This is a genomic window from Thalassospira sp. MCCC 1A03138, assembly GCF_002115785.1.
GTDB lineage: Bacteria > Pseudomonadota > Alphaproteobacteria > Rhodospirillales > Thalassospiraceae > Thalassospira.
This window is the reverse complement of record NZ_JFJY01000008.1, coordinates 199,762-221,132: the sequence shown is the minus strand read 5'-3', so window position 1 is coordinate 221,132 and position 21,371 is coordinate 199,762. Positions and strand designations below refer to the sequence as shown.

General features: G+C 55.5%; 35 protein-coding genes. 33 read left to right on the top strand and 2 right to left on the bottom strand.

The features are described from left to right. The first annotated feature begins 177 nt into the window (after nucleotides 1-177). The 31 genes from rpsJ (at nucleotide 178) to TH468_RS16855 (ending at nucleotide 18,716) form a co-directional block, all read left to right on the top strand. Nucleotides 178-486: a 30S ribosomal protein S10 gene (gene rpsJ, locus TH468_RS17005; RefSeq protein ID WP_007091508.1), complete on the top strand. Its 309-nt coding sequence runs from the start codon at nucleotides 178-180 to the stop codon at nucleotides 484-486. Nucleotides 487-502: 16 nt separating this feature from the next. Next, nucleotides 503-1,219: a 50S ribosomal protein L3 gene (gene rplC / locus TH468_RS17000; protein WP_007091507.1), complete on the top strand. Its 717-nt coding sequence runs from the start codon at nucleotides 503-505 to the stop codon at nucleotides 1,217-1,219. Between the two features lie 5 nt (nucleotides 1,220-1,224). After that, nucleotides 1,225-1,845 (top strand): 50S ribosomal protein L4, encoded by a 621-nt coding sequence (gene rplD, locus TH468_RS16995; protein WP_007091506.1) that lies wholly within the window; start codon nucleotides 1,225-1,227, stop codon nucleotides 1,843-1,845. Beyond that, nucleotides 1,842-2,144, top strand: a complete 303-nt coding sequence (locus tag TH468_RS16990; protein WP_007091505.1) for a 50S ribosomal protein L23 — start codon at nucleotides 1,842-1,844, stop codon at nucleotides 2,142-2,144. Before rplD ends, TH468_RS16990 begins: the two co-directional genes overlap by 4 nt. Before the next feature lie 3 nt (nucleotides 2,145-2,147). Next, on the top strand, nucleotides 2,148-2,975 hold the full coding sequence (gene rplB, locus TH468_RS16985; protein WP_007091504.1) for a 50S ribosomal protein L2: 828 nt from the start codon (nucleotides 2,148-2,150) through the stop codon (nucleotides 2,973-2,975). Nucleotides 2,976-2,991: 16 nt separating this feature from the next. Then, nucleotides 2,992-3,270 (top strand): 30S ribosomal protein S19, encoded by a 279-nt coding sequence (gene rpsS / locus TH468_RS16980; RefSeq protein WP_007091503.1) that lies wholly within the window; start codon nucleotides 2,992-2,994, stop codon nucleotides 3,268-3,270. A gap of 2 nt (nucleotides 3,271-3,272) precedes the next feature. After that, a complete protein-coding gene (gene rplV, locus TH468_RS16975; protein WP_007091502.1) occupies nucleotides 3,273-3,653 on the top strand; it encodes a 50S ribosomal protein L22 in 381 nt (126 codons plus the stop codon). Further along, a complete protein-coding gene (gene rpsC, locus TH468_RS16970; protein ID WP_007091501.1) occupies nucleotides 3,653-4,339 on the top strand; it encodes a 30S ribosomal protein S3 in 687 nt (228 codons plus the stop codon). Before rplV ends, rpsC begins: the two co-directional genes overlap by 1 nt. Before the next feature lie 12 nt (nucleotides 4,340-4,351). Beyond that, nucleotides 4,352-4,771 (top strand): 50S ribosomal protein L16, encoded by a 420-nt coding sequence (rplP, locus tag TH468_RS16965; RefSeq protein WP_007091500.1) that lies wholly within the window; start codon nucleotides 4,352-4,354, stop codon nucleotides 4,769-4,771. Nucleotides 4,772-4,777: 6 nt separating this feature from the next. Further along, entirely contained in the window at nucleotides 4,778-4,978 is a 201-nt protein-coding gene (gene rpmC, locus TH468_RS16960; protein ID WP_007091499.1) for a 50S ribosomal protein L29, read from the top strand. Between the two features lie 26 nt (nucleotides 4,979-5,004). Continuing rightward, complete coding sequence (rpsQ, locus tag TH468_RS16955; protein ID WP_007091498.1) at nucleotides 5,005-5,238, top strand: 30S ribosomal protein S17; 234 nt, start codon at nucleotides 5,005-5,007, stop codon at nucleotides 5,236-5,238. Nucleotides 5,239-5,272: 34 nt separating this feature from the next. After that, nucleotides 5,273-5,641: a 50S ribosomal protein L14 gene (gene rplN / locus TH468_RS16950; RefSeq protein WP_007091497.1), complete on the top strand. Its 369-nt coding sequence runs from the start codon at nucleotides 5,273-5,275 to the stop codon at nucleotides 5,639-5,641. After that, nucleotides 5,641-5,958 carry a 50S ribosomal protein L24 gene (gene rplX, locus TH468_RS16945; protein ID WP_007091496.1) on the top strand — a complete coding sequence of 106 codons (318 nt, stop codon included), beginning with the start codon at nucleotides 5,641-5,643 and terminating at the stop codon, nucleotides 5,956-5,958. The genes rplN and rplX overlap by 1 nt, the downstream gene beginning before the upstream one ends. 11 nt (nucleotides 5,959-5,969) lie before the next feature. Continuing rightward, on the top strand, nucleotides 5,970-6,509 hold the full coding sequence (gene rplE, locus TH468_RS16940) for a 50S ribosomal protein L5 (protein ID WP_007091495.1): 540 nt from the start codon (nucleotides 5,970-5,972) through the stop codon (nucleotides 6,507-6,509). Nucleotides 6,510-6,523: 14 nt separating this feature from the next. Continuing rightward, entirely contained in the window at nucleotides 6,524-6,829 is a 306-nt protein-coding gene (gene rpsN, locus TH468_RS16935; protein WP_007091494.1) for a 30S ribosomal protein S14, read from the top strand. A 12-nt stretch (nucleotides 6,830-6,841) separates the two neighbouring features. Next, nucleotides 6,842-7,240 (top strand): 30S ribosomal protein S8, encoded by a 399-nt coding sequence (gene rpsH, locus TH468_RS16930; RefSeq protein WP_062952336.1) that lies wholly within the window; start codon nucleotides 6,842-6,844, stop codon nucleotides 7,238-7,240. Nucleotides 7,241-7,252: 12 nt separating this feature from the next. Further along, nucleotides 7,253-7,786, top strand: coding sequence for a 50S ribosomal protein L6 (gene rplF, locus TH468_RS16925; RefSeq protein ID WP_007091492.1), 534 nt, complete (start codon nucleotides 7,253-7,255; stop codon nucleotides 7,784-7,786). Nucleotides 7,787-7,797: 11 nt separating this feature from the next. Next, nucleotides 7,798-8,151 (top strand): 50S ribosomal protein L18, encoded by a 354-nt coding sequence (gene rplR / locus TH468_RS16920; protein WP_007091491.1) that lies wholly within the window; start codon nucleotides 7,798-7,800, stop codon nucleotides 8,149-8,151. Nucleotides 8,152-8,162: 11 nt separating this feature from the next. Continuing rightward, nucleotides 8,163-8,744, top strand: coding sequence for a 30S ribosomal protein S5 (gene rpsE, locus TH468_RS16915; RefSeq protein ID WP_007091490.1), 582 nt, complete (start codon nucleotides 8,163-8,165; stop codon nucleotides 8,742-8,744). A gap of 6 nt (nucleotides 8,745-8,750) precedes the next feature. Then, the gene (gene rpmD, locus TH468_RS16910) at nucleotides 8,751-8,945 is read left to right on the top strand and encodes a 50S ribosomal protein L30 (protein WP_007091489.1); all 195 of its coding nucleotides are present in this window, start codon (nucleotides 8,751-8,753) and stop codon (nucleotides 8,943-8,945) included. A gap of 30 nt (nucleotides 8,946-8,975) precedes the next feature. Further along, nucleotides 8,976-9,461 carry a 50S ribosomal protein L15 gene (rplO, locus tag TH468_RS16905; RefSeq protein ID WP_071240404.1) on the top strand — a complete coding sequence of 162 codons (486 nt, stop codon included), beginning with the start codon at nucleotides 8,976-8,978 and terminating at the stop codon, nucleotides 9,459-9,461. A gap of 81 nt (nucleotides 9,462-9,542) precedes the next feature. After that, complete coding sequence (gene secY, locus TH468_RS16900; RefSeq protein ID WP_085645759.1) at nucleotides 9,543-10,889, top strand: preprotein translocase subunit SecY; 1,347 nt, start codon at nucleotides 9,543-9,545, stop codon at nucleotides 10,887-10,889. A gap of 37 nt (nucleotides 10,890-10,926) precedes the next feature. After that, nucleotides 10,927-11,571 carry an adenylate kinase gene (locus tag TH468_RS16895; protein WP_037990968.1) on the top strand — a complete coding sequence of 215 codons (645 nt, stop codon included), beginning with the start codon at nucleotides 10,927-10,929 and terminating at the stop codon, nucleotides 11,569-11,571. Nucleotides 11,572-11,691: 120 nt separating this feature from the next. After that, nucleotides 11,692-12,060, top strand: a complete 369-nt coding sequence (gene rpsM, locus TH468_RS16890; protein ID WP_007091485.1) for a 30S ribosomal protein S13 — start codon at nucleotides 11,692-11,694, stop codon at nucleotides 12,058-12,060. Between the two features lie 15 nt (nucleotides 12,061-12,075). After that, complete coding sequence (gene rpsK / locus TH468_RS16885; RefSeq protein ID WP_007091484.1) at nucleotides 12,076-12,468, top strand: 30S ribosomal protein S11; 393 nt, start codon at nucleotides 12,076-12,078, stop codon at nucleotides 12,466-12,468. Between the two features lie 120 nt (nucleotides 12,469-12,588). Beyond that, on the top strand, nucleotides 12,589-13,605 hold the full coding sequence (locus tag TH468_RS16880) for a DNA-directed RNA polymerase subunit alpha (protein WP_085645782.1): 1,017 nt from the start codon (nucleotides 12,589-12,591) through the stop codon (nucleotides 13,603-13,605). Nucleotides 13,606-13,801: 196 nt separating this feature from the next. Further along, complete coding sequence (gene rplQ, locus TH468_RS16875) at nucleotides 13,802-14,233, top strand: 50S ribosomal protein L17 (protein ID WP_007091482.1); 432 nt, start codon at nucleotides 13,802-13,804, stop codon at nucleotides 14,231-14,233. Nucleotides 14,234-14,463: 230 nt separating this feature from the next. Continuing rightward, complete coding sequence (locus TH468_RS16870; RefSeq protein ID WP_085645758.1) at nucleotides 14,464-15,903, top strand: DegQ family serine endoprotease; 1,440 nt, start codon at nucleotides 14,464-14,466, stop codon at nucleotides 15,901-15,903. A gap of 39 nt (nucleotides 15,904-15,942) precedes the next feature. After that, on the top strand, nucleotides 15,943-17,253 hold the full coding sequence (locus TH468_RS16865; protein WP_085645757.1) for a replication-associated recombination protein A: 1,311 nt from the start codon (nucleotides 15,943-15,945) through the stop codon (nucleotides 17,251-17,253). Between the two features lie 119 nt (nucleotides 17,254-17,372). After that, entirely contained in the window at nucleotides 17,373-17,978 is a 606-nt protein-coding gene (locus TH468_RS16860; RefSeq protein WP_085645756.1) for an FMN-dependent NADH-azoreductase, read from the top strand. Between the two features lie 210 nt (nucleotides 17,979-18,188). Then, complete coding sequence (locus TH468_RS16855; RefSeq protein ID WP_085645755.1) at nucleotides 18,189-18,716, top strand: DUF1499 domain-containing protein; 528 nt, start codon at nucleotides 18,189-18,191, stop codon at nucleotides 18,714-18,716. Nucleotides 18,717-18,787: 71 nt separating this feature from the next. Here the strand turns inward: TH468_RS16855 and TH468_RS16850 are convergent, their stop codons facing one another. After that, nucleotides 18,788-19,339 carry a DUF4823 domain-containing protein gene (locus TH468_RS16850; protein ID WP_139834746.1) on the bottom strand — a complete coding sequence of 184 codons (552 nt, stop codon included), beginning with the start codon at nucleotides 19,337-19,339 and terminating at the stop codon, nucleotides 18,788-18,790. A gap of 167 nt (nucleotides 19,340-19,506) precedes the next feature. Between TH468_RS16850 and crcB the strand changes: the two genes are divergently transcribed. Together crcB and TH468_RS16840 are read left to right on the top strand one after the other, a co-directional pair. Further along, nucleotides 19,507-19,899 carry a fluoride efflux transporter CrcB gene (gene crcB, locus TH468_RS16845; RefSeq protein WP_085645753.1) on the top strand — a complete coding sequence of 131 codons (393 nt, stop codon included), beginning with the start codon at nucleotides 19,507-19,509 and terminating at the stop codon, nucleotides 19,897-19,899. Next, the gene (locus TH468_RS16840; protein ID WP_085645752.1) at nucleotides 19,896-20,993 is read left to right on the top strand and encodes an RluA family pseudouridine synthase; all 1,098 of its coding nucleotides are present in this window, start codon (nucleotides 19,896-19,898) and stop codon (nucleotides 20,991-20,993) included. The genes crcB and TH468_RS16840 overlap by 4 nt, the downstream gene beginning before the upstream one ends. Nucleotides 20,994-21,085: 92 nt before the next feature. On the opposite strand, the gene TH468_RS16835 is transcribed toward TH468_RS16840, so the two are convergent. After that, nucleotides 21,086-21,358, bottom strand: a complete 273-nt coding sequence (locus TH468_RS16835; protein WP_085645781.1) for a hypothetical protein — start codon at nucleotides 21,356-21,358, stop codon at nucleotides 21,086-21,088. Between the last annotated feature and the right edge of the window lie 13 nt (nucleotides 21,359-21,371).

Here is a 21,371-nt window from a genome sequence, read left to right as displayed (position 1 = left end):
CAATCCGTGAAGGCGGTCGTACCGTCGGCGCGGGCGTTGTTGCCAAGATCATCGAGTAATTTTCTCTTGATCTTTGTGAAGCGGGCGGCTATGTAAGCCGCCCGCAACACTTTTGCGGCAATCGTCAACTCCAGTTGAGGGGCCGGTGTCCTTTTGAGGGCTCCGGTACATAATTACATGGATAGTCAGAACATTCGCATTCGCCTGAAGGCGTTTGACCATCGCGTGCTGGATCAGTCCACGCGTGAGATCGTCAATACGGCGAAGCGCACTGGCGCAGAGGTCCGCGGCCCGATTCCGCTGCCGACCCGCATTGAGAAATACACTGTTCTGCGGTCTCCGCACATCGATAAGAAATCGCGTGAGCAGTTCGAAATCCGTACGCATAAGCGTCTTCTCGACATTGTCGACCCGACTCCCCAGACCGTTGATGCTCTGATGAAGCTCGACCTGGCTGCAGGCGTCGACGTCGAGATCAAACTTTAATCGGGAGTAAGCCGCAATGCGTAGTGGACTTATTACCCAGAAGGTTGGCATGACTCGCGTCTTCACGGACGAAGGCGTGCACCTTCCTGTCACCGTTCTGAAAGTCGATAACCTTCAGGTCGTTGCTAATCGTACCAGCGACACCGACGGTTACGTTGCTGTTCAGCTTGGCTATGGCAAAGCAAAAGTGAAAAACGTATCGAAGCCGATGCGCGGTCACTTTGCAAAAGCCAAGGTTGAGCCGAAAGCCAAACTTGCTGAATTCCGCGTTAGCGAAGATGCGCTGATCGAAGTCGGTGCCGAACTTTCGGCAACCCACTTTGTTGAAGGCCAGTACGTTGACGTCATCGGCACCTCCATCGGTAAAGGTTTTGCCGGTGCGATGAAGCGCCATAACTTCGGTGGTCTGCGTGCGTCGCACGGTGTGTCTGTATCGCACCGTTCGCATGGTTCCACTGGTCAGTGCCAAGATCCGGGCCGCGTCTTCAAAGGTAAGAAGATGGCTGGTCATATGGGTGCGGCGCGCGTAACCGTTCAGTCCCTTAAAATCGTCTCTACCGACGAAGCAAAGGGTCTTGTTCTGGTTCACGGTGCTGTCCCGGGTCATGCCGGCGCTTATGTCCTTGTCAAGGATGCCGTGAAACGTGCTGCACCGGAAGGTCTGCCGTTCCCGGCCGCGCTAAAGGGTGCTGCCCCGGCTGCTGAAGAAGCTGCCGCCGAGGATAAGGAATAAGCATCATGAAGCTCGACATTCTTAAACTTGACGCGTCCAAGGCCGGTAACATCGATCTCGCAGAAGAGATCTTTGGTCTGGACGTTCGTCGTGACATCCTGCACCGCATGGTGAACTGGCAGTTGGCAAAACGCCGCGCCGGTACCCACAAGGTAAAGGAAAAAAGCGAGATCTCTGCGACCACGAAAAAGTTCGTACGTCAGAAGGGTAGTGGCGGTGCACGTCACGGTTCCCGTAAAGCCGTACAGTTCCGTGGTGGTGGTGTAGCGCATGGTCCGCGTGTTCGCGATCATTCGCACGATCTGACCAAGAAATTCCGTAAGCTCGCGCTGAAAACCGCTCTGTCGGCCAAAGCAAAGGACGGTAAGCTTATCGTTCTGGACTCCGCGGAATTCTCGGACGCCAAAACCAAGAATCTGGTCGCTGCTTTCGCTAAGCTCGGCTGGAAATCTGCACTGATCATTGACGGTGCGCAGATCAATGAGGGCTTTGCACGCGCTGCGCGCAACATCCCGCAGGTTGATGTGCTGCCAGAGATCGGTGCTAACGTCTATGACATCCTGCGCCGTGACACCCTGGTGCTGACCAAGGGTGCGGTCGAAGCGTTGGAGGCACGTCTCAAATGACGATCATCAGCAAAGAGCGGATGTACGAAGTCATCCGCGCCCCGCATATCACTGAAAAGTCGACGCTGATTTCTGAACACAACGCCGTTGCGTTCAAAGTTGCGATCGACGCCACCAAGCCGGAGATCAAGGCTGCTGTGGAAGGTCTGTTCGGGGTGAAGGTCAAGGCGGTCAATACCTCTGTGGTAAAAGGCAAGACCAAGCGTTTTCGCGGTACTGTCGGTCGCCGGAGCGATTTCAAGAAAGCGATGGTTACCCTCGAAGAGGGTCAGTCCATCGACGTGACGACGGGAATCTAAGACATGGCTTTGAAGAAGTTTAAACCAACCTCTCCTGGTCGCCGTCAGCTGGTTCTTGTCGATCGTTCCGATCTCCACAAGGGCAAGCCGATCAAAGCGTTGACCGAAGGTCTTCGCAAGAAAGGTGGCCGTAACAACTCTGGTCGTATCACCGCCCGCCGTATTGGTGGTGGTCACAAGCGTCGTTACCGCATTATCGACTTCAAACGTACCAAGTTTGATGTCGTTGGTACGGTCGAACGTCTGGAATATGATCCGAACCGCACGGCGTTTATCGCCCTGGTTCGTTATTCCGATGACGAGTTGGCCTACATCCTCGCACCGCAGCGTCTTGCTGTCGGCGACAACATTGTTGCAGCCGAACGCGTAGACATTAAGCCGGGTAATGCCGCACCGCTGAAGAATATTCCGGTCGGTACCATCGTCCATAACGTCGAACTGAAAGCCGGTAAAGGTGGTCAGATCGCACGCTCGGCAGGCACCTATGTGCAGCTTGTCGGCAAGGACCAGGGTTACGCCCAGCTTAAGCTGTCCTCCGGTGAGGTACGTTTGGTTCGTGGTGAATGCATGGCTACCATCGGTGCCGTGTCCAACCAGGACCAGCAGAACACAAACCTTGGTAAAGCAGGCCGCAATCGCTGGCTTGGCAAGCGTCCTTCGGTTCGTGGTGTTGCCATGAACCCGATCGATCACCCGCATGGTGGTGGTGAAGGTCGCACTTCGGGTGGTCGTCACCCGGTTACGCCGTGGGGCAAGCCTACCAAGGGCAAACGTACCCGCTCGAACAAAAAGACTGACGCGCTCATCATGCGCCGTCGTCATAAGAGCTAACGGAGGAGGCTAGACTATGGCGCGTTCCGTTTGGAAGGGTCCGTTTGTAGACGGATACCTTCTTAAGAAAGCCGAAACAGTCCGTGCTTCAGGCCGGAATGAGGTAATTAAGACCTGGTCGCGGCGCTCGACGATTTTGCCGCAATTCGTAGGCCTCACCTTTGGGGTTTACAATGGCCAGAAGTTTCTGCCGGTACTTGTGAACGAAGATATGATCGGTCATAAGTTCGGTGAGTTTTCGCCGACCCGTACCTACTATGGTCACGCGGCCGACAAGAAGGCGAAGAGGAAGTAACGATGGGTAAAAAAGCTGACATCCGTCGGCTGGCGGACAACGAGGCTGCGGCTTCGCTCCGGGCAGTACGCATTTCCCCGCGTAAGCTCAACCTCGTCGCCGAGTCGATCCGTGGTATGAAGGCAGAGGCTGCTTTGGCAGAGCTCACCTTCTCCAACAAACGCATTTCGCAGGACGTCAAAAAGCTGCTGGAATCGGCGATTGCTAACGCCGAGAACAACCACCAGCTCGATGTTGACCGTCTCTTTATCAAAGAGGCGACTGTTGGTAAGGCATTCGTGATGAAACGTTGGCGGGCCCGCGCACGCGGTCGCGTCGGCAAGATCATCAAGCCGTTCTCCAACATGCGCATCGTCGTCTGCGAACGTGAGGAGGCCGAGTAATGGGTCAGAAAGTAAATCCGATCGGTTTACGCGTTGGCATCAACCGCACGTGGGATTCCCGCTGGTACGCCAACAAGGCCGATTTCGCTGGCCTTCTTCATGAAGACCTGGCGATCCGTAAATACATCTTCGACCGTCTGAAACAGGCGGGTGTTTCGAAGGTGATTATCGAACGTCCGGCGAAAAAAGCCCGCATCTCGATCCACTCTGCCCGTCCGGGTGTTGTGATCGGGAAAAAAGGCCAGGACATCGAGAAGCTCAAGAATGATCTGCAGAAACTGACCAAGTCGGAAGTGCAGGTTAACATCATCGAAATCCGTAAACCGGAAATCGATGCCAAGCTGGTCGCTGATAACATCGCCCAGCAGCTTGAGCGCCGTGTTTCGTTCCGTCGCGCCATGAAGCGCTCGGTTCAGAACGCAATCCGTCTCGGTGCTGGTGGCATTCGTATTAATGCTGCTGGTCGTCTTGGTGGTGCTGAAATCGCTCGTACCGAATGGTACCGTGAAGGTCGCGTTCCGCTGCATACCCTGCGTGCGGACGTTGATTATGGCACTTCGGAAGCTCACACCACCTATGGTGTTTGCGGTCTGAAGGTCTGGATCTTCAAGGGCGAAATCATGGCTCACGATCCGTTGGCTTCCGAGCGTAAAGCGCTCGAGTCGGCTGGTTCAGGTCGTAAGTAAGGAGATAGAGAGATGCTTTCTCCAAAACGTACAAAGTTCCGTAAAGCACACAAGGGTCGCCTTAAAGGTGAGGCCAAAGGTGGTACGGAACTTAATTTCGGCGCTTATGGCTTGAAAGCCTTGGAGCCGGAGCGTATAACGGCGCGTCAGATCGAAGCGGCCCGCCGCGCGATCACCCGCCACATGCGCCGTCAAGGCCGTGTGTGGATCCGCGTTTTCCCGGATCTCCCGGTATCGCAGAAGCCTGCTGAAGTCCGTCAGGGTAAAGGCAAAGGCTCGGTCGAATATTGGGCGGCACGTGTAAAACCGGGTCGGATTATGTTTGAACTTGACGGTGTTCCGCTGGATCTTGCACGTCGGGCTTTCGAGCTCGCAGCGGCAAAATTGCCGATCAAGACCAAGTTTGTCACGCGTCTTGGTGAAGGGGAGTAATTAGTGATGAAAATTGCTGATCTCCGCGCGAAAAGCGCTGATGAACTAAAACAGATGCTGCTCGACCTGCGTAAGGAATCGTTCAATATGCGTTTCCAGCAGGCTTCCGGTCAGTTCGAGAACACTGCGCAGGTCCGTAAGGTCCGCCGTGATATCGCCCGCATCAAAACCCTTCTCGGAAACGAGAAGGGTGCTACTGCGGCCTAACTGGACACGCATAGGAGTTAAGACACATGCCGAGGCGTGTATTGCAGGGGACAGTCGTTTCGACAAAAAACGACAAGACTGTGGTGGTCCGTGTGGAACGCCAGGTCATGCACCCGCTGTATAAAAAGTATGTGCGCAAGTCGAAGAAATTCCACGCGCATGATGAAGAGAACCGCTTCAAGACGGGTGACGTCGTTCGTATTCGCGAATGCCGGCCGATCTCGAAATTGAAGTCTTGGGAAGTAGTGGTCGAGGAGTGAGTCCTCAGCCCAACCATAGTCAAGGGGTAAACCCATGATCCAGATGCAGTCCAATCTGGACGTTGCCGATAATAGCGGCGCTCGCCGTGTTCAGTGCATCAAGGTGCTGGGCGGCTCGAAGCGCAAAACCGCTAATGTCGGTGATGTTATCGTGGTTTCCGTCAAGGAAGCCATTCCGCGCGGTCGTGTTAAGAAGGGTGCAGTACACAAAGCTGTCATCGTTCGGACCGCAAAGGAAATTCGTCGTTCCGATGGTTCGGCGATCCGCTTTGACCGTAATGCTGCCGTTCTTATTAATGCGAACGGTGAGCCTATCGGTACGCGTATTTTCGGCCCGGTGACCCGTGAACTCCGTTCGCGTGGTTACATGAAGATCATTTCGCTTGCCCCGGAGGTGCTGTAATGGCTGCCAAGATTAAAAAGGGTGATCGCGTCATTGTTCTTACGGGTAAAGACAAAGGGAAAACCGGCGAAGTTATCGCCGCTTTCCCGACCGAGAACAAAGTTCTGGTTTCGGGCATCAACCTGGTGAAACGTCACCAGCGTCCGACCGGTGCTGATGCTGGCGGCATCGTCGAGAAGGAAGCGAAAATCAACGTTTCCAACGTGGCGATTGTCGACCCGAAAGAAAACAAGCCGACCCGCGTCGGTTTCAAGACCCTCGATGATGGTCGCAAGGTTCGCGTAGCGAAGCTCAGCGGCGAAGTCATCGACAACTGAGGGACGGAAAAATGACGCGCCTGCGCGAACATTACAAAGAAGTGGTGCGTGACGCACTCCAGAAGGAGTTCTCCTACGAGAACTCCATGGAGGTTCCGCGCCTCGAGAAGATCGTGATCAATATGGGTGTCGGCGACGCCACCCAGGATCGCAAAAAGCTGGAAGGTGCCGCAGCCGATCTCGCTGCCATCACCGGTCAGAAGCCTATCTTCACCAAGGCGAAAAAGTCGGTAGCGGCTTTCAAGCTTCGTGAAGGCATGAACATCGGTTGTAAAGTGACCCTGCGTCGCGACCGTATGTACGAGTTCTTGGACCGTCTGGTTTCGGTCGCGCTTCCGCGCGTTCGTGACTTCCGCGGCCTGAACAAAAAATCCTTCGATGGTCGTGGCAACTTTGCCATGGGCCTCAAGGAACAGTTCGTCTTTCCTGAAGTCGAGTACGACAAAGTCGACTCGGTCCGCGGGATGGACATCATCATTTGCACCACGGCAAAGTCCGACGCCGAAGCTCTCGCCCTTCTCAAGGGCTTTGATCTTCCGTTCGGAAACTAACTGGAGGTTGGCCCATGGCCAAGAAAAGCGCCGTTCAGCGCGAACTTAAACGTGAGCGCCTGGCTAAGCAGCATGCTGCCAAGCGTGCCGCCCTTAAAGCGGTCATTAACAATCGCGAGACCTCTCCTGAAGAGCGTATCGCGTGCGTGATCAAACTCGCCCAGCTGCCGCGTAACTCGGCCCGTATCCGTCAGCGTATCCGCTGCCAGGTTTCCGGTCGTCCGCGCGGTGTCTATCGCAAATTCCGCCTGTCCCGTATCGCGCTTCGTGAACTTGCTTCGCGTGGTCAGATTCCGGGCATGGTGAAGTCGAGCTGGTAAGGAGGACATCACATGTCGATGACTGATCCCGTAGGCGATATGCTCACGCGTATCCGCAACGGTCAGCGCGTTGGTAAATCCAGCGTTGCTTCGCCGGCTTCAAAACTGCGTACCGGTGTGCTGGATGTTCTCCAGCGCGAAGGTTACATCCGCGGTTACAGCATTAATGAAATTCGCAAGGGCGTCAGCGAAATCAACATCGAACTCAAATATTTTGAGGGCGAAGGCGTGATTAAGCAGATCGACCGCGTCTCGACCCCGGGGCGTCGTGTGTATTCGAAGATCAAAGATCTTCCGAAAGTATACAACGGCCTGGGCATCGCAGTCCTATCCACTCCGAAAGGGGTTCTGTCGGATCAGGAGGCTCGCGAGCAGAATGTCGGCGGCGAAATCCTCTGCAAGGTATTCTAAGGAGGGCCAACGATGTCGCGAGTAGGAAAAAACCCGGTGGTCGTGCCTAGCGGCGTTACCATCACCCTGACCGAAGAACAGATCAGTGCAAAAGGCAAGCTCGGTGAGCTTCGTCTGCCGCTGACCTCGGACGTAACCGTTTCACAGGATGACAACCAGATCACCGTGAAACCGGCCAACGATACCAAGCGCGCCCGTGCCCTTTGGGGTACCACACGCGCCAATATCGCAAACCTCGTAACCGGGGTTTCGGACGGCTTCACCAAGAAACTGGAAATCACCGGTGTTGGTTACCGTGCGCAGGTCCAGGGCAATAAACTGGTTCTGCAGCTTGGCTTCTCTCATGACGTGGAAATGGAGATCCCCGCGGGTCTTAACGTCGTCGCAGAAAAGCCGACCCTTATCGCCATCTCTGGCGCAGATAAACAGCTCGTTGGTCAGTTCGCTGCAAATGCACGCGGCTGGCGCGGTCCGGAGCCTTACAAAGGCAAAGGTGTCCGTTACGAAGGCGAGTATATCTTGCGCAAAGAAGGCAAGAAGAAGTAAGGACTGGCACGATGAAAAACGCGAGAAACCTCTTCGAGCGCCGCAAACGCCGCGTTCGTTTTGCGATCCGCCAGAAAGCGGCCGGTCGCCCGCGCCTCAGCGTGCACCGTTCCAACGCGCATATCTATGCACAGATTATCGACGATCTGGCAGGCAAGACTCTTGTCTGCGCTTCGTCGGCCGAGAAAGATCTCGGTGGCAAAGGCAGCAATGCCGAAGCAGCTGTGCTGGTCGGTAAAGCTATTGCCGAACGTGCCGTTGCCGCTGGTGTGAAAACGGTCGTATTTGATCGTGGCGGGTATTTGTTCCATGGCCGGGTGAAAGCTCTGGCCGATGCCGCCCGTGAGGGCGGTCTGGACTTCTAAGGAGCACGACCATGGCACGTAATCAGAATACACAACAGCAGCAGCAGGCGCCGAAAGCCCGTGAAGAAAACGAACTCGTCGACAAGCTGGTTGGTATCAACCGCGTCGCGAAAGTCGTTAAGGGCGGCCGTCGCTTTGCTTTCTCCGCAATGGTTGTCGTCGGTGACCAGCGCGGTCGCGTCGGATACGGTACGGGTAAAGCTCGTGAAGTTCCGGAAGCGATCCGCAAGGCTACCGAAGCAGCCAAGCGCAACATGATCCGCGTTCCGTTGCGTGAAGGCCGTACCCTTCACCACGATGTGCAGGGCCATTTTGGTGCAGGTCGGGTTATTCTCCGCTCTGCTCCGGCTGGTACCGGTATCATTGCTGGCGGTGCGATGCGCGCAGTTTTCGAAACCATGGGTGTTCAGGACGTCGTGTCCAAATGCACCGGTTCGAACAACCCGCACAACGTTATCCGTGCAACTCTTGACGCTCTGGTCAACGGCGCTTCACCGCGTCAGGTCGCTGCAAAACGCGGCCTGAAGGTTGGCGAGATCGTTGCCCGTCGCGATAGCGGTTCGGCTGCGGCCGCCGTTCTCGAAAAGGAGTAATTCGATATGGCTGCTAAGAAAAAAGCGACCGTTCGCGTTACCCAGACGGGTTCGCCGATCGGACGTCCGGCTGATCAGCGCCAGACCCTTGTGGGTCTTGGCCTGAACAAACTGCACCGGACTCGTGAGCTGGAAGATACTCCGGCTGTTCGCGGTATGATCGCCAAGGTCAAGCACCTCGTCCGCGTGGACGAGGCCTGATTGGCCCCCAGATCGAAAAGGTGTTGATTAATGAAACTCAACGAACTTGCCGATAACCCGGGTGCCCGCAAGGCGCGCACCCGCGTCGGTCGCGGTATCGGTTCGGGCAAAGGCAAAACTTCTGGCGCAGGTCAGAAGGGTCAGACGTCCCGTTCCGGTGTAGCGATCAATGGCTTCGAAGGCGGGCAGATGCCAATCTACCGTCGTCTTCCGAAGCGCGGCTTTAAAAATCCGTTCCGGAAACTGTTCGGTGTCGTGAACCTTGGTACCCTTCAGACCGCCGTTGATAACGGTGTTCTTGAAGAAGGTGCGAATGTCACCATCGAAGTTCTGGTCGAAAAAGGCCTGGCCCGTCCGCAGAAAGACGGTCTGCGTCTGCTCGCTAAAGGCGAACTGAAAGCGAAACTGAACATCGAAATCACCGGTGCTTCCAAGTCGGCTATCGAAGCCGTCGAGAAAGCTGGTGGCTCGGTCAAGGTTCTTGCTCCGGTTGCCGCAGCAGAAACCGCAGAATAAGCCTCTATGACTACGTGAGGGTCCGGTTCCCAAGATTACGGGACCGGACCCTCCAGTTTTAGCCTATTGGGAGATAAGTGCATGGCATCGGCCGCCGAGCAGCTTGCCGCGAACCTGAACTGGTCGTCTTTTTCTAAGGCTACCGAGCTTAAAAAGCGTATCTGGTTCACGTTGGGAGCGCTTATAGTTTACCGTCTGGGAACATATATCCCGATTCCCGGTGTTGACCCGTCCATTCTTGCCGACATTTTCCGGCAGAACGCGGGTGGCGTCCTGGGCATGTTCGACATGTTTGCTGGTGGTGCGCTTGGGCGTATGACCATCTTCGCGCTGAACATCATGCCTTACATCTCTGCCTCGATCATCATTCAGCTGATGACCACTGTTTCGCCAAGCCTTGAGGCTATGAAAAAAGAGGGCGAACAGGGGCGTAAAAAGATTAATCAATATACCCGTTATCTGACCGTTCTGATCGCCACGATCCAGGCATGGGGCATTGCCGTTGGTCTTGAAAGCATGAGCGGTTCATCCGGCTCTGCGGTTCATGATCCGGGCATGTTCTTCCGCTTTACTGCGGTTGTGACCCTGGTTGGCGGCACCATGTTCCTGATGTGGCTGGGCGAACAGATCACCCAGCGTGGTATCGGTAACGGCATCTCGCTTATCATCTTTACCGGTATTGTTGCGGGCCTTCCGGCCGCGATTGCGGGCACCCTTGAACTTGGCCGTACCGGCGCGATTTCGGCACTGGTGATCGTTGCGATCATCGTGCTGGCGATTGCCGTCATTGCCTTCATCGTGTTCATGGAACGTGCGCAGCGCCGTGTTCTGATCCAGTACCCGAAACGCCAGGTCGGCATGAAGGTCATGGAAGGTCAGAGCTCGCATCTGCCGCTCAAGATCAACACGGCCGGCGTTATTCCGCCGATCTTTGCAAGCTCGCTTCTACTGATGCCGCTGTCGGTTGCACAGTTCACTGCCGGTGCGGATGCACCTGCGTGGCTCAGCACCGTGACAGCACTGCTTGGCCGTGGCCAGCCGCTTTATATCGGTCTGTATATCGCGCTTATCGTCTTCTTTGCCTTCTTCTACACCGCGGTTGTTTTCAACCCGGAAGATACGGCAGACAACCTGAAAAAGCATGGCGGCTTCATTCCGGGCATCCGTCCGGGCAAGAATACCGCCAACTATCTGGATTTCATCCTGACCCGCCTGACGGTCATCGGTGCAGCGTATCTGGCATTTGTCTGTATCCTGCCAGAGCTTCTGATCGCCGAATGGTCGGTGCCGTTCTACTTTGGTGGGACTAGCCTGCTGATCGTTGTCACGGTAACCATGGATACCGTAGCACAGATCCAGTCGCATATGCTGGCACACCAGTATGAAGGCCTGATCAAGAAATCCAAATTGCGTGGACGCCGCCGCTAAGGCGGCGCCACCAAGACCATCAGGGGGACGGACAACAATGAACATTATCCTTCTTGGCCCTCCGGGTGCTGGCAAAGGGACCCAGGCAAAGCGTCTTGAAACGGGACGCGGCATGATTCAGCTTTCGACCGGTGACATGCTGCGTGCAGCGGTCGCAGCCGGTACCGAGCTGGGGCAGAAGGCAAAGGAAGTCATGGATGCGGGCAAGCTCGTCTCCGACGATCTGATGATCGGTCTGATTTCCGAACGACTTGATCAGGATGATACCAAGAACGGTTTCATCCTGGACGGTTTTCCACGCACCACAGCCCAGGCACATGCCCTGGATGTGATGCTGGAAACGAAGGGACTGGCACTTGATTATGTGATCGAGTTGCGGGTTGATGATGCCGCCCTTGTGGCACGTATCGTTGGTCGCTACACCTGCGCGAAATGCGGGCAGGGATATCATGACGAGTTCCAGAAACCCAAGCAGGACGGTGTTTGCGACGTATGTGGCAGCACCGAATTCAAACGCCGTGCGGATGACAATGCCGAGACGGTCACATCGCGACTGGAAGCTTATCACAAGCAGACAGCACCGATCATTCCCTACTATGAGAATGCCGGTAAGCTGAAAACAGTTGACGGGATGGCCGAAATCGACGAAGTTACGCGCGAGATAGAAGCCATCCTGGGGTAATTTCCCGGGCAGGGCATTTTTTTGCTGGCGGGGTGGCAGTATTGCTGGCCCGCTTTTGCAGCGCCCCGTCCTACCGGATCTGCCGCAGGGTTTGTTAACAGGAAACAGGAGTCTCACACAGTGGCTCGTATTGCTGGCGTAAACATCCCGACCGCTAAGCGCGTCGTGATTGCGCTTACCTACATCACCGGCATTGGCCCGGCGAAAGCTAAAGAAATTTGCGCAAAGGTTGGCATCGAAGCAGCAACCCGCGTTCATCAGCTCTCTGATGACCAGGTTCTCAAGGTGCGTGAAGTCATCGACGCTGATTACACCGTCGAAGGCGACCTTCGTCGTGAAACCGCAATGAACATTAAACGTCTGATGGATCTGGGTTGCTATCGCGGCCTGCGTCATCGTCGCGGTCTCCCGGTACGCGGTCAGCGTACCCACACCAACGCCCGCACCCGCAAGGGCCCGGCTAAGCCGATCGCTGGCAAGAAGAAGTAAGGTAGGGGACAGACAATGGCAAAAGCTCCTCAGACTCGCGTGCGTCGCCGCGAGCGGAAGAACATTACGAACGGTATCGCGCACGTAAACGCGACCTTCAACAACACCATGATCACCATCACCGACGTTCAGGGCAACACCATTTCCTGGTCGACCGCTGGTGGTATGGGTTTCCGCGGTTCGCGTAAATCGACCCCGTATGCTGCACAGGTTGCTGCCGAAGACGCAGGTAAAAAAGCTGCTGAACACGGCATGAAAACCCTTGAAGTTCAGGTTAAAGGCCCGGGTTCGGGACGTGAATCTGCTCTTCGTGCGCTTCAGGCGGTTGGTTTCACCATTACGTCGATCAAAGACGTAACGCCGATCCCGCATAACGGTTGCCGTCCGCGTAAACGTCGTCGCGTCTAATCGCGCCGATCTGCGGACGACCCCGCGTTTGGGCCCGGGCGACCGGGCCTCTTCGCGTTTCTCGCGGGGGCCAATTTTGTGCCCCCCTTACCATAGGCTCCAGTTGCGAAGGTGGGTCTCGTGATTCAAAAGAACTGGCAGGAACTGATTAAGCCGACCAAGCTTGATGTTACTCCGGGTACGGATGCCAGCCGCATCGGTACGATCGTGGCGGAACCGCTGGAGCGCGGTTTTGGTCAGACTCTGGGTAACGCGCTGCGTCGCATTCTGCTGTCGTCGCTCCAGGGTTCGGCGGTTACTGCGATCCAGATTGACGGTGTATTGCACGAATTTTCGTCGATCCCGGGTGTGCGTGAAGATGTCACCGACATCATCCTGAATATCAAGACCATGGGTGTGCGCATGCATGCCGAAGGTCCGAAGAAAATGGCGCTTAAAGCGACTGGTCCGGGTGCTGTCACCGCGGGTCAGATCGAAACCGGTGCCGACATCGAAATCCTTAACCCGGATCTCGAGCTGTGCCATCTTGATGATGGTGCGACGCTGAACATCGAATTTACCGTTGATAACGGTAAAGGCTATGTTGCTGCGACTTCGCATCGTTCGTCGGATGCGCCGATCGGTCTTATTCCGATTGATGCAATCTTCAGCCCGATCCGTAAAGTGGCCTACAAGGTGGAAAACACCCGTGTTGGTCAGGATACCGATTATGACAAGCTGTCGCTGACCGTTGAAACCAACGGCTCGGTCACCCCGGAAGATTCGATGGCACTTGCTGCCCGCATCCTTCAGGACCAGCTGTCGCTGTTCGTCAACTTCGACGAGCCGGAAGCGGTTGTCGAAGAGAAGAAAGAAGACGAACTGCCGTTCAACCGCAATCTGCTGCGCAAGGTCGACGAGCTCGAGCTCTCGGTCCGTTCGGCAAACTGCCTCAAGAACGACAACATCATCTATATCGGTGATCTGGTTCAGAAAACCGAAGCAGAAATGCTTCGTACGCCGAACTTCGGCCGTAAATCGCTGAACGAAATCAAGGATGTTCTGGCTCAGATGGGCCTGCATCTTGGTATGGAAGTCGGCGGTTGGCCGCCGGAAAACATCGAAGAACTCGCTCGCAAGTTCGAAGACCCGTTCTAAGACGGGGCTTCGGCCTTCGGGTCGGTGCTTTTTGACTGACGGGGCAGGCGTTCTGCCCCAACCAGAAACCCGGTTTTCGGAATTTCTGGCGGGCTGGTGCCCAAAACCGCACGTGCATGACCTGATTTAGTCAGGGTGGCGGCGCGGTATCACAATCGGTTTCGTGCGCGAAGCCAAGGCAATAAGGAGAGTTCCTATGCGTCACGGTATGCAAGGCCGTAAGCTTAATCGTACTTCGTCCCATCGTAAGGCGATGTTCTCTAACATGGCGGTTTCGCTGCTCACCCACGAGCAGATCAAAACCACTCTTCCGAAGGCCAAGGATCTTCGCCCGTATGTCGAAAAACTGATTACGCTGGGCAAGCGGGGCGACCTGCATGCACGCCGTCAGGCCATTTCGATCCTGCGTGACGAGAAAGTCGTTGCCAAGCTGTTCGGCGAAATTGCTGATCGCTACAAAGAGCGTTCGGGTGGTTACACCCGCGTTCTGAAGGCTGGCTTCCGTTATGGCGATGCTGCTCCGGTTGCTGTGATCGAACTCGTTGATCGCAACCCGGAAGCCAAAGGCGCGGAAGACCGTGCTCGCCTTGAAGCAGAGGGCGAAGGCGAAGAAGCGTCTGCTGAATAAGCAACGTTTCGGCCTTTAAGATAGAAACGGGCGGTGCCAATGGTGCCGCCCGTTTTCTTTTGGTTTTATCGCGCATTGGGAAATATTTCAAAATTCATCATATTTCCGCCAAGGTTGCGCGTAAATCCTGATCACCCTACTTTCTGTCGGGTATCCAGGGGGCTGCCCCTGACTCTAACCAGACTGTTTTCCGCGCTGACCCGCTTTACGAAGAAAAGAGAGAGTTCGACGTGCAGGCACGATTGATTGCGACCGTCATGACCGGGATCATGATTGTATCAGGGGCCATGTTTGGCCAGATTGGCGTAGCATCCGCACAGGATCGGCGTCTGCCCGAAAGCCAGACTGAAATAAAGATGTCGCTGTCGCCGCTGGTGAAGCAAACCGCGCCGGCCGTTGTGAACATCTATACCAAAAAGGTCGTCACTACCCAGCAACGCAGTCCGTTTTTCAACGATCCATTCTTTCGTCAGTTCTTTGGCGAACGGTTCGGCGGGGCGTTTGGCGCCCCGCGCCAGCGGGTTGAACGGTCGCTTGGTTCCGGGGTGATTGTATCGTCGGACGGCACAATCGTTACCAACCATCACGTGATTGATGGCGCAAGCGAGATTCGCGTCGTTCTGCATGACAATCGGGAATTTGATGCCGATCTGGTCGGTTCTGACGAGCGCACCGATCTGGCCGTTCTGCGTCTGCGTGATGTGAAGGATGAATTGCCGGCCATCACGCTTGGCGATTCTGACGCGGTCGAGGTGGGCGACCTTGTCCTTGCCATCGGTAACCCGTTCGGGGTGGGGCAAACCGTGACCAGCGGGATTGTTTCCGCACTGGCGCGTGCCGGTGTGACCGGGCAGGATTACCAGTCCTTTATCCAGACCGATGCGGCGATCAACCCGGGGAATTCCGGCGGTGCGCTTGTCGATATCGATGGCAAGCTGATCGGGGTGAATTCGGCGATCTTTACCAAATCGGGAGGGTCAAACGGTATCGGCTTTGCCGTGCCGGTCAACATGGTCAAGGTGGTGATGCGGGGCCTGATCAGTGGCGATCTGCGTCGTCCGTGGCTGGGCGCTGCTGGTCAGTCGGTGACCGCCGATCTGGCGTCGTCGCTTGATCTGGATCGCCCGCATGGTGTTCTGATCAATGAAGTGCGGCAGGGCAGCCCGGCCAATCGCGGCGGGCTTTTGCCCGGTGACGTGGTGATTGCGGTGAATGGTCTTCCTGTCGATAACCCCAACGAGCTTAAATTCCGCATCGCAACACTGGAACTTGATCACAATGCCGAGCTTTCCGTGCTGCGCAAGGGGCAGGAAGTGATGCTCCGGATGCCGCTTGAAGTCGCGCCTGAACTACCCGCGCGCGAGGAAACCGATATTGAGGGCCGTAATCCGTTTAGCGGATCAAAGGTTGCCAATGTGAACCCGGCACTTGCTGATGAAATTGGCATTGATACGCTGAGCAACGGTGTCATCGTCCTTGCCGTGCAGCGCGATAGCCTTGCGCGCCGTGCTCGCATTCAACCCGGTGATTATATCGTCGAGGTCAATGGTGTGCCGATTGACTCGGTCGCCCGCCTGAAGGAAGTTGTCAAAGCCGGTGAACGCGGTCGCGACTGGTCCATTGCGGTCAAACGCGATGGTAAGGTTCTGACCGCTGAATTTACCCTGTAACCGGCCGCCGCAACGCATACCAAGGATCAAAGGCCCCACATGGTATCACTGTTTGAAAGTCAGGCATCCCGGCCCTTGGCCGACAGGCTGCGCCCGGCAAAGCTGGATGAGGTCGTCGGGCAGGGGCACCTGTTTGGGGATGACGGGCCGATCACACGGATGATCAATACCGGGCGGGTGCCATCCGTGATCCTTTGGGGGCCACCCGGTTGTGGTAAAACAACCCTGGCCCGCCTGATGGCCGATGTTGCCGATATGGCGTTTGAACCGCTATCGGCGATCTTTTCCGGGGTTGCCGACCTTCGCAAGGTGTTTGACCGGGCACGCGGGCGGCGGGCAACCGGGGAGTCGACCCTGTTGTTCATTGATGAAATCCATCGTTTCAACAAGGCACAACAGGACAGCTTCCTGCCATTTGTTGAAGACGGCACCATTACCCTGATCGGGGCGACAACCGAAAACCCGTCCTTCGAGCTGAACGCGGCATTGCTGTCGCGCTGTCAGGTGCTGGTGCTTAAACGGCTGGATGATCAGGGGCTTGAAGAGCTTCTGGTGCGGGCGGAGAAGGAAATGGGCTTTGAGTTGCCCCTGTCGCCCGAAGCACGGGTGACGTTGCGCGCCATGGCCGATGGGGATGGCCGTTATTTGCTCAACCTTGCCGAAGAGCTGTTTTTGCTGCCGCCCAGTGACGATGGGCCGCTTGGCGTTGCCGAACTGTCGCGTACCGTGCAAAAGCGCATGCCGCTTTATGACAAGGGCGATGACAGTCATTACAACCTAATCAGTGCGCTGCATAAATCGGTGCGCGGGTCGGACCCGGATGCGGCCCTGTATTGGTTTAATCGGATGCTGGCCGGGGGCGAGGACCCGAAATTCGTCGCGCGCCGCATCACCCGCATGGCGGTCGAGGATATCGGACTTGCCGATCCGCAGGCGCAGCAGATTTGTGTTGGCGCGTGGGAGGCGTATGAACGCCTCGGCAGTCCAGAAGGCGAACTGGCGCTGGCGCAGGCGGTGATCTATCTGGCACTGGCCCCCAAATCAAATGCCGGTTATGCCGCCTATAAACGATCATTAAAGATCGCACGTGATACCGGGTCGCTGATGCCGCCTGCCCATATCCTCAATGCGCCGACCAAGCTGATGAAGGATATCGGTTATGGCAGTGGCTATGCCTATGACCATGATCAGGAAGATGGTTTTTCCGGGCAGAATTATTTTCCCGATGGCATGCGCCGCCAGAATTTTTACGAACCGGTCGAACGCGGTTTTGAACGTGATTTGAAAAAGCGGGTCGACTATTTCGATAAATTGCGCCGGGAACGTCAAAAGCAGCGCGGTGAAGACTAATCAGCAGGTGTGTTGTTCTCTTTTGGTCAACAATCTGGTGAAAAGACATCGGATAATCTTCGTCATGGAAACTGTTAAAGTCCGGGCAACAGAAACAAACCCGGACTTGGAGAATTCACATGACTTCGATCCTGCATATCAATGCCTCGGTTAACGGCGAAAATTCCAATTCGCGTCAGATCGCATCAAAGCTGATCGAACGTATTGTCGCTTCGACCCCGACTGCCAATGTTGTTGAACGTGACCTGAACGATAAATCGATCCCGGCCCTGACCGGCGAGATTGTTGGCGCGTTCTATACCCCGGCTGAAAACCGTACCGGCGCACAGAAAGACGTGATCGCCGTTTCCGACAAACTGGTTGCCGAGCTTCAGGCATCCGACGTCGTTGTCATCGGTGCACCGATGTATAATTTCTCGGTCCCGTCGACCCTTAAGGCATGGGTTGACCTGATCGCCCGCGTCGGCGTGACTTTCAACTACACCGAAAACGGCCCGAAAGGCCTGCTTGAAGGCAAGAAAGCCTATATCGTTGTTGCCACAGGCGGTGTTCCGGTCAATAGCCCGGCCGACTTCGCGACCCCGTATCTGAAACAGGTTCTTGGTTTTGTCGGTATTTCCGATGTTGACGTGATCGACGCATCCGGTTTCGCGATCAATGCCGAAGAAGCCATGGAACGCGCGATTGCCAATGTGGCTGCTGCACCGCTTCCGAAGGCAGCATAACGCTTACGACCTGTTGCATTGCCCGCGGGAAATCGATCATCGCAATCCATCCCCCCCCCCGTTGCGGTCCATTGGTTTCCGAAAAATGCCCGAACGAGCATCTCGTTTGGGCATTTTTGCATTTGTTAACTTGACGAATTACAGGAATTAACCGGTATTTAGGGAGTATTGGGTTACAGCAGGGCTCAAACACGGGAACGGGGAATTTTTGTGAAACGCGTAGCGATTGTACTGGCATGGCTTTTGTTTGTCGGTGGGCTGACATTTGCCGTAGTGCGCTTTAGCGGATTGCTCGACAGTATGCTGATGGCAGATGAACCGGCAGACATCAGTCTGGGACCGGATATCGACCTGCCGCAGTCACCGACCTATTTCCTGGTTTGCCCGCCGGATGCCTGCCCATCGACCGATCGCAACGTGCAAAGCCCGGTATTCGATGCATTGCCCGATACTGTCGCAAGCGCGTTGCAGGCAACCGCGGGCGCGCAGGGTATGAAACTTGTCGACGGTAATGGTCTGTCGCTTGAATTGCGGTTCCTTGCGAGGACGCCGGTTCTCAGATTCCCGGATTGGGTCGATGTCAAAGTCATCCCCGGTGAAAACGGCGGCAGCCGCGTTTTTGCCTACTCCCGGTCGGTTTATGGGAGTGATGATTTCGGCCAGAATGAAAAGCGTCTGAAATCATGGATGGCGGCAACCGTCGCCCTGATCGGTCAGCAGGCCGCGCCGAAGAACTGATTATGACAAGCGCGACAAAGATGAAAAAGGCTCGTTCCAGATCAAATGGCGCGAGCCTTTAAATCTTTGGATTACTTTTCGATATCGGTCGATTTTCCGAGCAAAGCGGCTACAAATTCTTCGGTAGGAACCGGCAAAAGATCCTGTGGATGGTCTCCTCCTAAGGATGCCCATTTGCTGCTAGCGCTTCTGGTGGTTGTCAGAAGCATGGCCTGTGTTCGCACATCAAAGGCCTGGTATTTGATTGTGATGCGATCCGGACGTCCTGACCATTCGGTTGCGCGATCTTCCCAATGCAGAATTTCGGGTTCGATCAGATAATCAAGGTCATCTTTTGCCGCGCTTGCAAACGCTGTTTCACGAGTTTCTACTGTAGAGGCCGAGATAATCCTGCTGCTGAAGGGGCTTAGTTTATTGCGAACAACTTGAACCAGCATTTGACCGGAATTGTTGTAGTTCGTTTCTCCGTAAATGCCATCTTTCGGCAACATGACGTAATATGAACTGCCGGGCGGCACGGTGGTCATTACTTCGTGGTTATCCACACGGTATTTGCTCGAACAAGCTCCGAGCATTAATGTCAGTCCGGCGATGAGCAGCAACTTTGCCTGTCTTAATTTCACTTTTCGTCTCCCCTCAATCTTAAGTAGATAGGACTAATAAAAGAGAAATAGGTTTTCAGGCAAGAAGGCAACTTGTGATATCTCGAAATCAGCTGGTTATCACATGCGACCCGCCCATGATGTTTTCACACGTGACTTTTCAGAACTGAAAGACTAGGTTCCGCGCCATGCAATTTTCACCGTTGTTTATCGCATCCATCGCATTGGGCGGGGCTATCGGGGCGGTTGCCCGATATGGTGTTTCGGCCCTGATGGGGGCAACACTGGGTCATGGATTTCCCTGGGGGACGTTGACGGTCAATATCGTCGGGTCTTTTGTCATGGGACTTTTGATCGAACTTTCGGCGCTTAAACTGTCGCTTAGTCCTGAAATGCGGGCCTTCCTTGTGACGGGCTTTTTGGGGGCGTTTACAACGTTTTCTACTTTTTCGCTTGATGTCGCGACCTTATATGAACGCGGTAATATCGGCCTTTCGGGCCTTTATGTCGCGGTTTCGGTCTGCGTTGGCATCGCAGCATTGTTTGGCGCAATCGCGCTGGTAAGGGGAGTTCTGCAATGAGTGGCGTCACTCTGCGCAAGGTTAAGAATGACGAAGCCGAAATGCGGCTGGATCGCTGGTTCAAACGGAACTGCCCGGAATTTACCTTTGGGCAGGTTCAGAAGTTCCTGCGGGGTGGTCAGATCCGTGTGGATGGCAAACGTGCCAAGGCCGGTCAGCGCCTTGAGCCCGGTCAGGAAGTCCGTGTGCCGCCCGCGCCGGTCATGTCTGGCGGCGGGATGGGGCCATGGGCGGAGGGCAATTACGATGCGGCCAATGCGGCCCAGCATGTGAAGTCCGGCCCGACCAAGTCCGATGCGACCGAGGAAGAACTTCAGGCGCTGCGCGATTCCGTCATTTTCTATGACGAGGTGGTTCTGGCGATCAACAAGCCAGCGGGACTTGCCGTGCAGGGCGGGACCAATACTGACCTGCATGTTGATGGCATGCTTGATGCGCTGAAACTTGATAGCAAGGAACGCCCCAAACTGGTGCACCGTCTTGATAAGGACACCAGTGGTGTTCTGTTGCTGGCACGTTCGGCATCGGCGGCCAATGCCCTGACCAAGGCGTTCAAGGATAAAACCACGCGCAAACTTTATTGGGCGATTGTTACCGGTGCCCCGGATGAACGCGAAGGCCTGATTGATGCGCCGCTTGCCAAACATGGCGGCAAGGGCGGTGAAAAGATGGTGATCGACGAAAAAGAGGGCAAATCGGCCCAGACGATCTATCGTCAGTTGGCCCGTGCCGGACGTCGTGCGGCGTGGCTTGCCCTGTCGCCGCTAACCGGTCGTACCCACCAACTGCGCGCACATTGTCAGGCGATGGAATGCCCGATCCTTGGCGATGGTAAATATGGCGGGGCCAAAGCGTTTCTTGATGGTCTGTCAAACCAGATGCATCTGCATGCGCGTGCGATTGATTTTCCCCATCCGGTGACTGGTCATCGTGTCGTGATCGAGGCCCCGGTGCCCGAACATTTCAGCGCAACCATCAAAGCGCTTAATTTCGATCCGAAAACGCCGACCAAATTCCTGACCCCGGAAATCCACCGGGAAAAGGAAATCAAACCGAAGCCCAAGGCAAAGCCATCCCGGTTGCGGAAAAGATAACGGGTAGGCGCAGCCTCCGAAACGCGAAAAGCCGACGCAGTGCGTCGGCTTTTTCGTCCCTGTCAACGGTTGATGACAATCGTTTGTTGCGTTTAAGGGCGCGTCACCACTTTGCCGAAACGGTTGATAAACGCATCATGAACCCGGCGCAGATGTTGGGCATGGACCGTATTTCCCGTACGTTCGCACATTTCCGCCTGGCTTTTGATCATAATAGCAATCCGTTTGCGCCCCCGTGGGGTGTGCACCATGCTTTCGCCTTCCTCAAGGGCGGTCAGAAGGGGGATGTGTTCACACTCGGCAATCGCGAGGATTTCCTCCTCGCTCAGATCGCTGAAATCGATGCAGTCCCGAAGTGTGAGCATGTTCAGCCTCCGC

Coding starts and splice junctions, on each gene's coding strand:
- rpsJ (WP_007091508.1), top strand. CDS start 178: ATGGATAGTCAGAACATTCGCATTCGCCTGAAGGCGTTTGACCATCGC.
- rplC (WP_007091507.1), top strand. CDS start 503: ATGCGTAGTGGACTTATTACCCAGAAGGTTGGCATGACTCGCGTCTTC.
- rplD (WP_007091506.1), top strand. CDS start 1,225: ATGAAGCTCGACATTCTTAAACTTGACGCGTCCAAGGCCGGTAACATC.
- TH468_RS16990 (WP_007091505.1), top strand. CDS start 1,842: ATGACGATCATCAGCAAAGAGCGGATGTACGAAGTCATCCGCGCCCCG.
- rplB (WP_007091504.1), top strand. CDS start 2,148: ATGGCTTTGAAGAAGTTTAAACCAACCTCTCCTGGTCGCCGTCAGCTG.
- rpsS (WP_007091503.1), top strand. CDS start 2,992: ATGGCGCGTTCCGTTTGGAAGGGTCCGTTTGTAGACGGATACCTTCTT.
- rplV (WP_007091502.1), top strand. CDS start 3,273: ATGGGTAAAAAAGCTGACATCCGTCGGCTGGCGGACAACGAGGCTGCG.
- rpsC (WP_007091501.1), top strand. CDS start 3,653: ATGGGTCAGAAAGTAAATCCGATCGGTTTACGCGTTGGCATCAACCGC.
- rplP (WP_007091500.1), top strand. CDS start 4,352: ATGCTTTCTCCAAAACGTACAAAGTTCCGTAAAGCACACAAGGGTCGC.
- rpmC (WP_007091499.1), top strand. CDS start 4,778: ATGAAAATTGCTGATCTCCGCGCGAAAAGCGCTGATGAACTAAAACAG.
- rpsQ (WP_007091498.1), top strand. CDS start 5,005: ATGCCGAGGCGTGTATTGCAGGGGACAGTCGTTTCGACAAAAAACGAC.
- rplN (WP_007091497.1), top strand. CDS start 5,273: ATGATCCAGATGCAGTCCAATCTGGACGTTGCCGATAATAGCGGCGCT.
- rplX (WP_007091496.1), top strand. CDS start 5,641: ATGGCTGCCAAGATTAAAAAGGGTGATCGCGTCATTGTTCTTACGGGT.
- rplE (WP_007091495.1), top strand. CDS start 5,970: ATGACGCGCCTGCGCGAACATTACAAAGAAGTGGTGCGTGACGCACTC.
- rpsN (WP_007091494.1), top strand. CDS start 6,524: ATGGCCAAGAAAAGCGCCGTTCAGCGCGAACTTAAACGTGAGCGCCTG.
- rpsH (WP_062952336.1), top strand. CDS start 6,842: ATGTCGATGACTGATCCCGTAGGCGATATGCTCACGCGTATCCGCAAC.
- rplF (WP_007091492.1), top strand. CDS start 7,253: ATGTCGCGAGTAGGAAAAAACCCGGTGGTCGTGCCTAGCGGCGTTACC.
- rplR (WP_007091491.1), top strand. CDS start 7,798: ATGAAAAACGCGAGAAACCTCTTCGAGCGCCGCAAACGCCGCGTTCGT.
- rpsE (WP_007091490.1), top strand. CDS start 8,163: ATGGCACGTAATCAGAATACACAACAGCAGCAGCAGGCGCCGAAAGCC.
- rpmD (WP_007091489.1), top strand. CDS start 8,751: ATGGCTGCTAAGAAAAAAGCGACCGTTCGCGTTACCCAGACGGGTTCG.
- rplO (WP_071240404.1), top strand. CDS start 8,976: ATGAAACTCAACGAACTTGCCGATAACCCGGGTGCCCGCAAGGCGCGC.
- secY (WP_085645759.1), top strand. CDS start 9,543: ATGGCATCGGCCGCCGAGCAGCTTGCCGCGAACCTGAACTGGTCGTCT.
- TH468_RS16895 (WP_037990968.1), top strand. CDS start 10,927: ATGAACATTATCCTTCTTGGCCCTCCGGGTGCTGGCAAAGGGACCCAG.
- rpsK (WP_007091484.1), top strand. CDS start 12,076: ATGGCAAAAGCTCCTCAGACTCGCGTGCGTCGCCGCGAGCGGAAGAAC.
- rplQ (WP_007091482.1), top strand. CDS start 13,802: ATGCGTCACGGTATGCAAGGCCGTAAGCTTAATCGTACTTCGTCCCAT.
- TH468_RS16865 (WP_085645757.1), top strand. CDS start 15,943: ATGGTATCACTGTTTGAAAGTCAGGCATCCCGGCCCTTGGCCGACAGG.
- TH468_RS16860 (WP_085645756.1), top strand. CDS start 17,373: ATGACTTCGATCCTGCATATCAATGCCTCGGTTAACGGCGAAAATTCC.
- crcB (WP_085645753.1), top strand. CDS start 19,507: ATGCAATTTTCACCGTTGTTTATCGCATCCATCGCATTGGGCGGGGCT.
- TH468_RS16840 (WP_085645752.1), top strand. CDS start 19,896: ATGAGTGGCGTCACTCTGCGCAAGGTTAAGAATGACGAAGCCGAAATG.
- TH468_RS16835 (WP_085645781.1), bottom strand. CDS start 21,358: ATGCTCACACTTCGGGACTGCATCGATTTCAGCGATCTGAGCGAGGAG.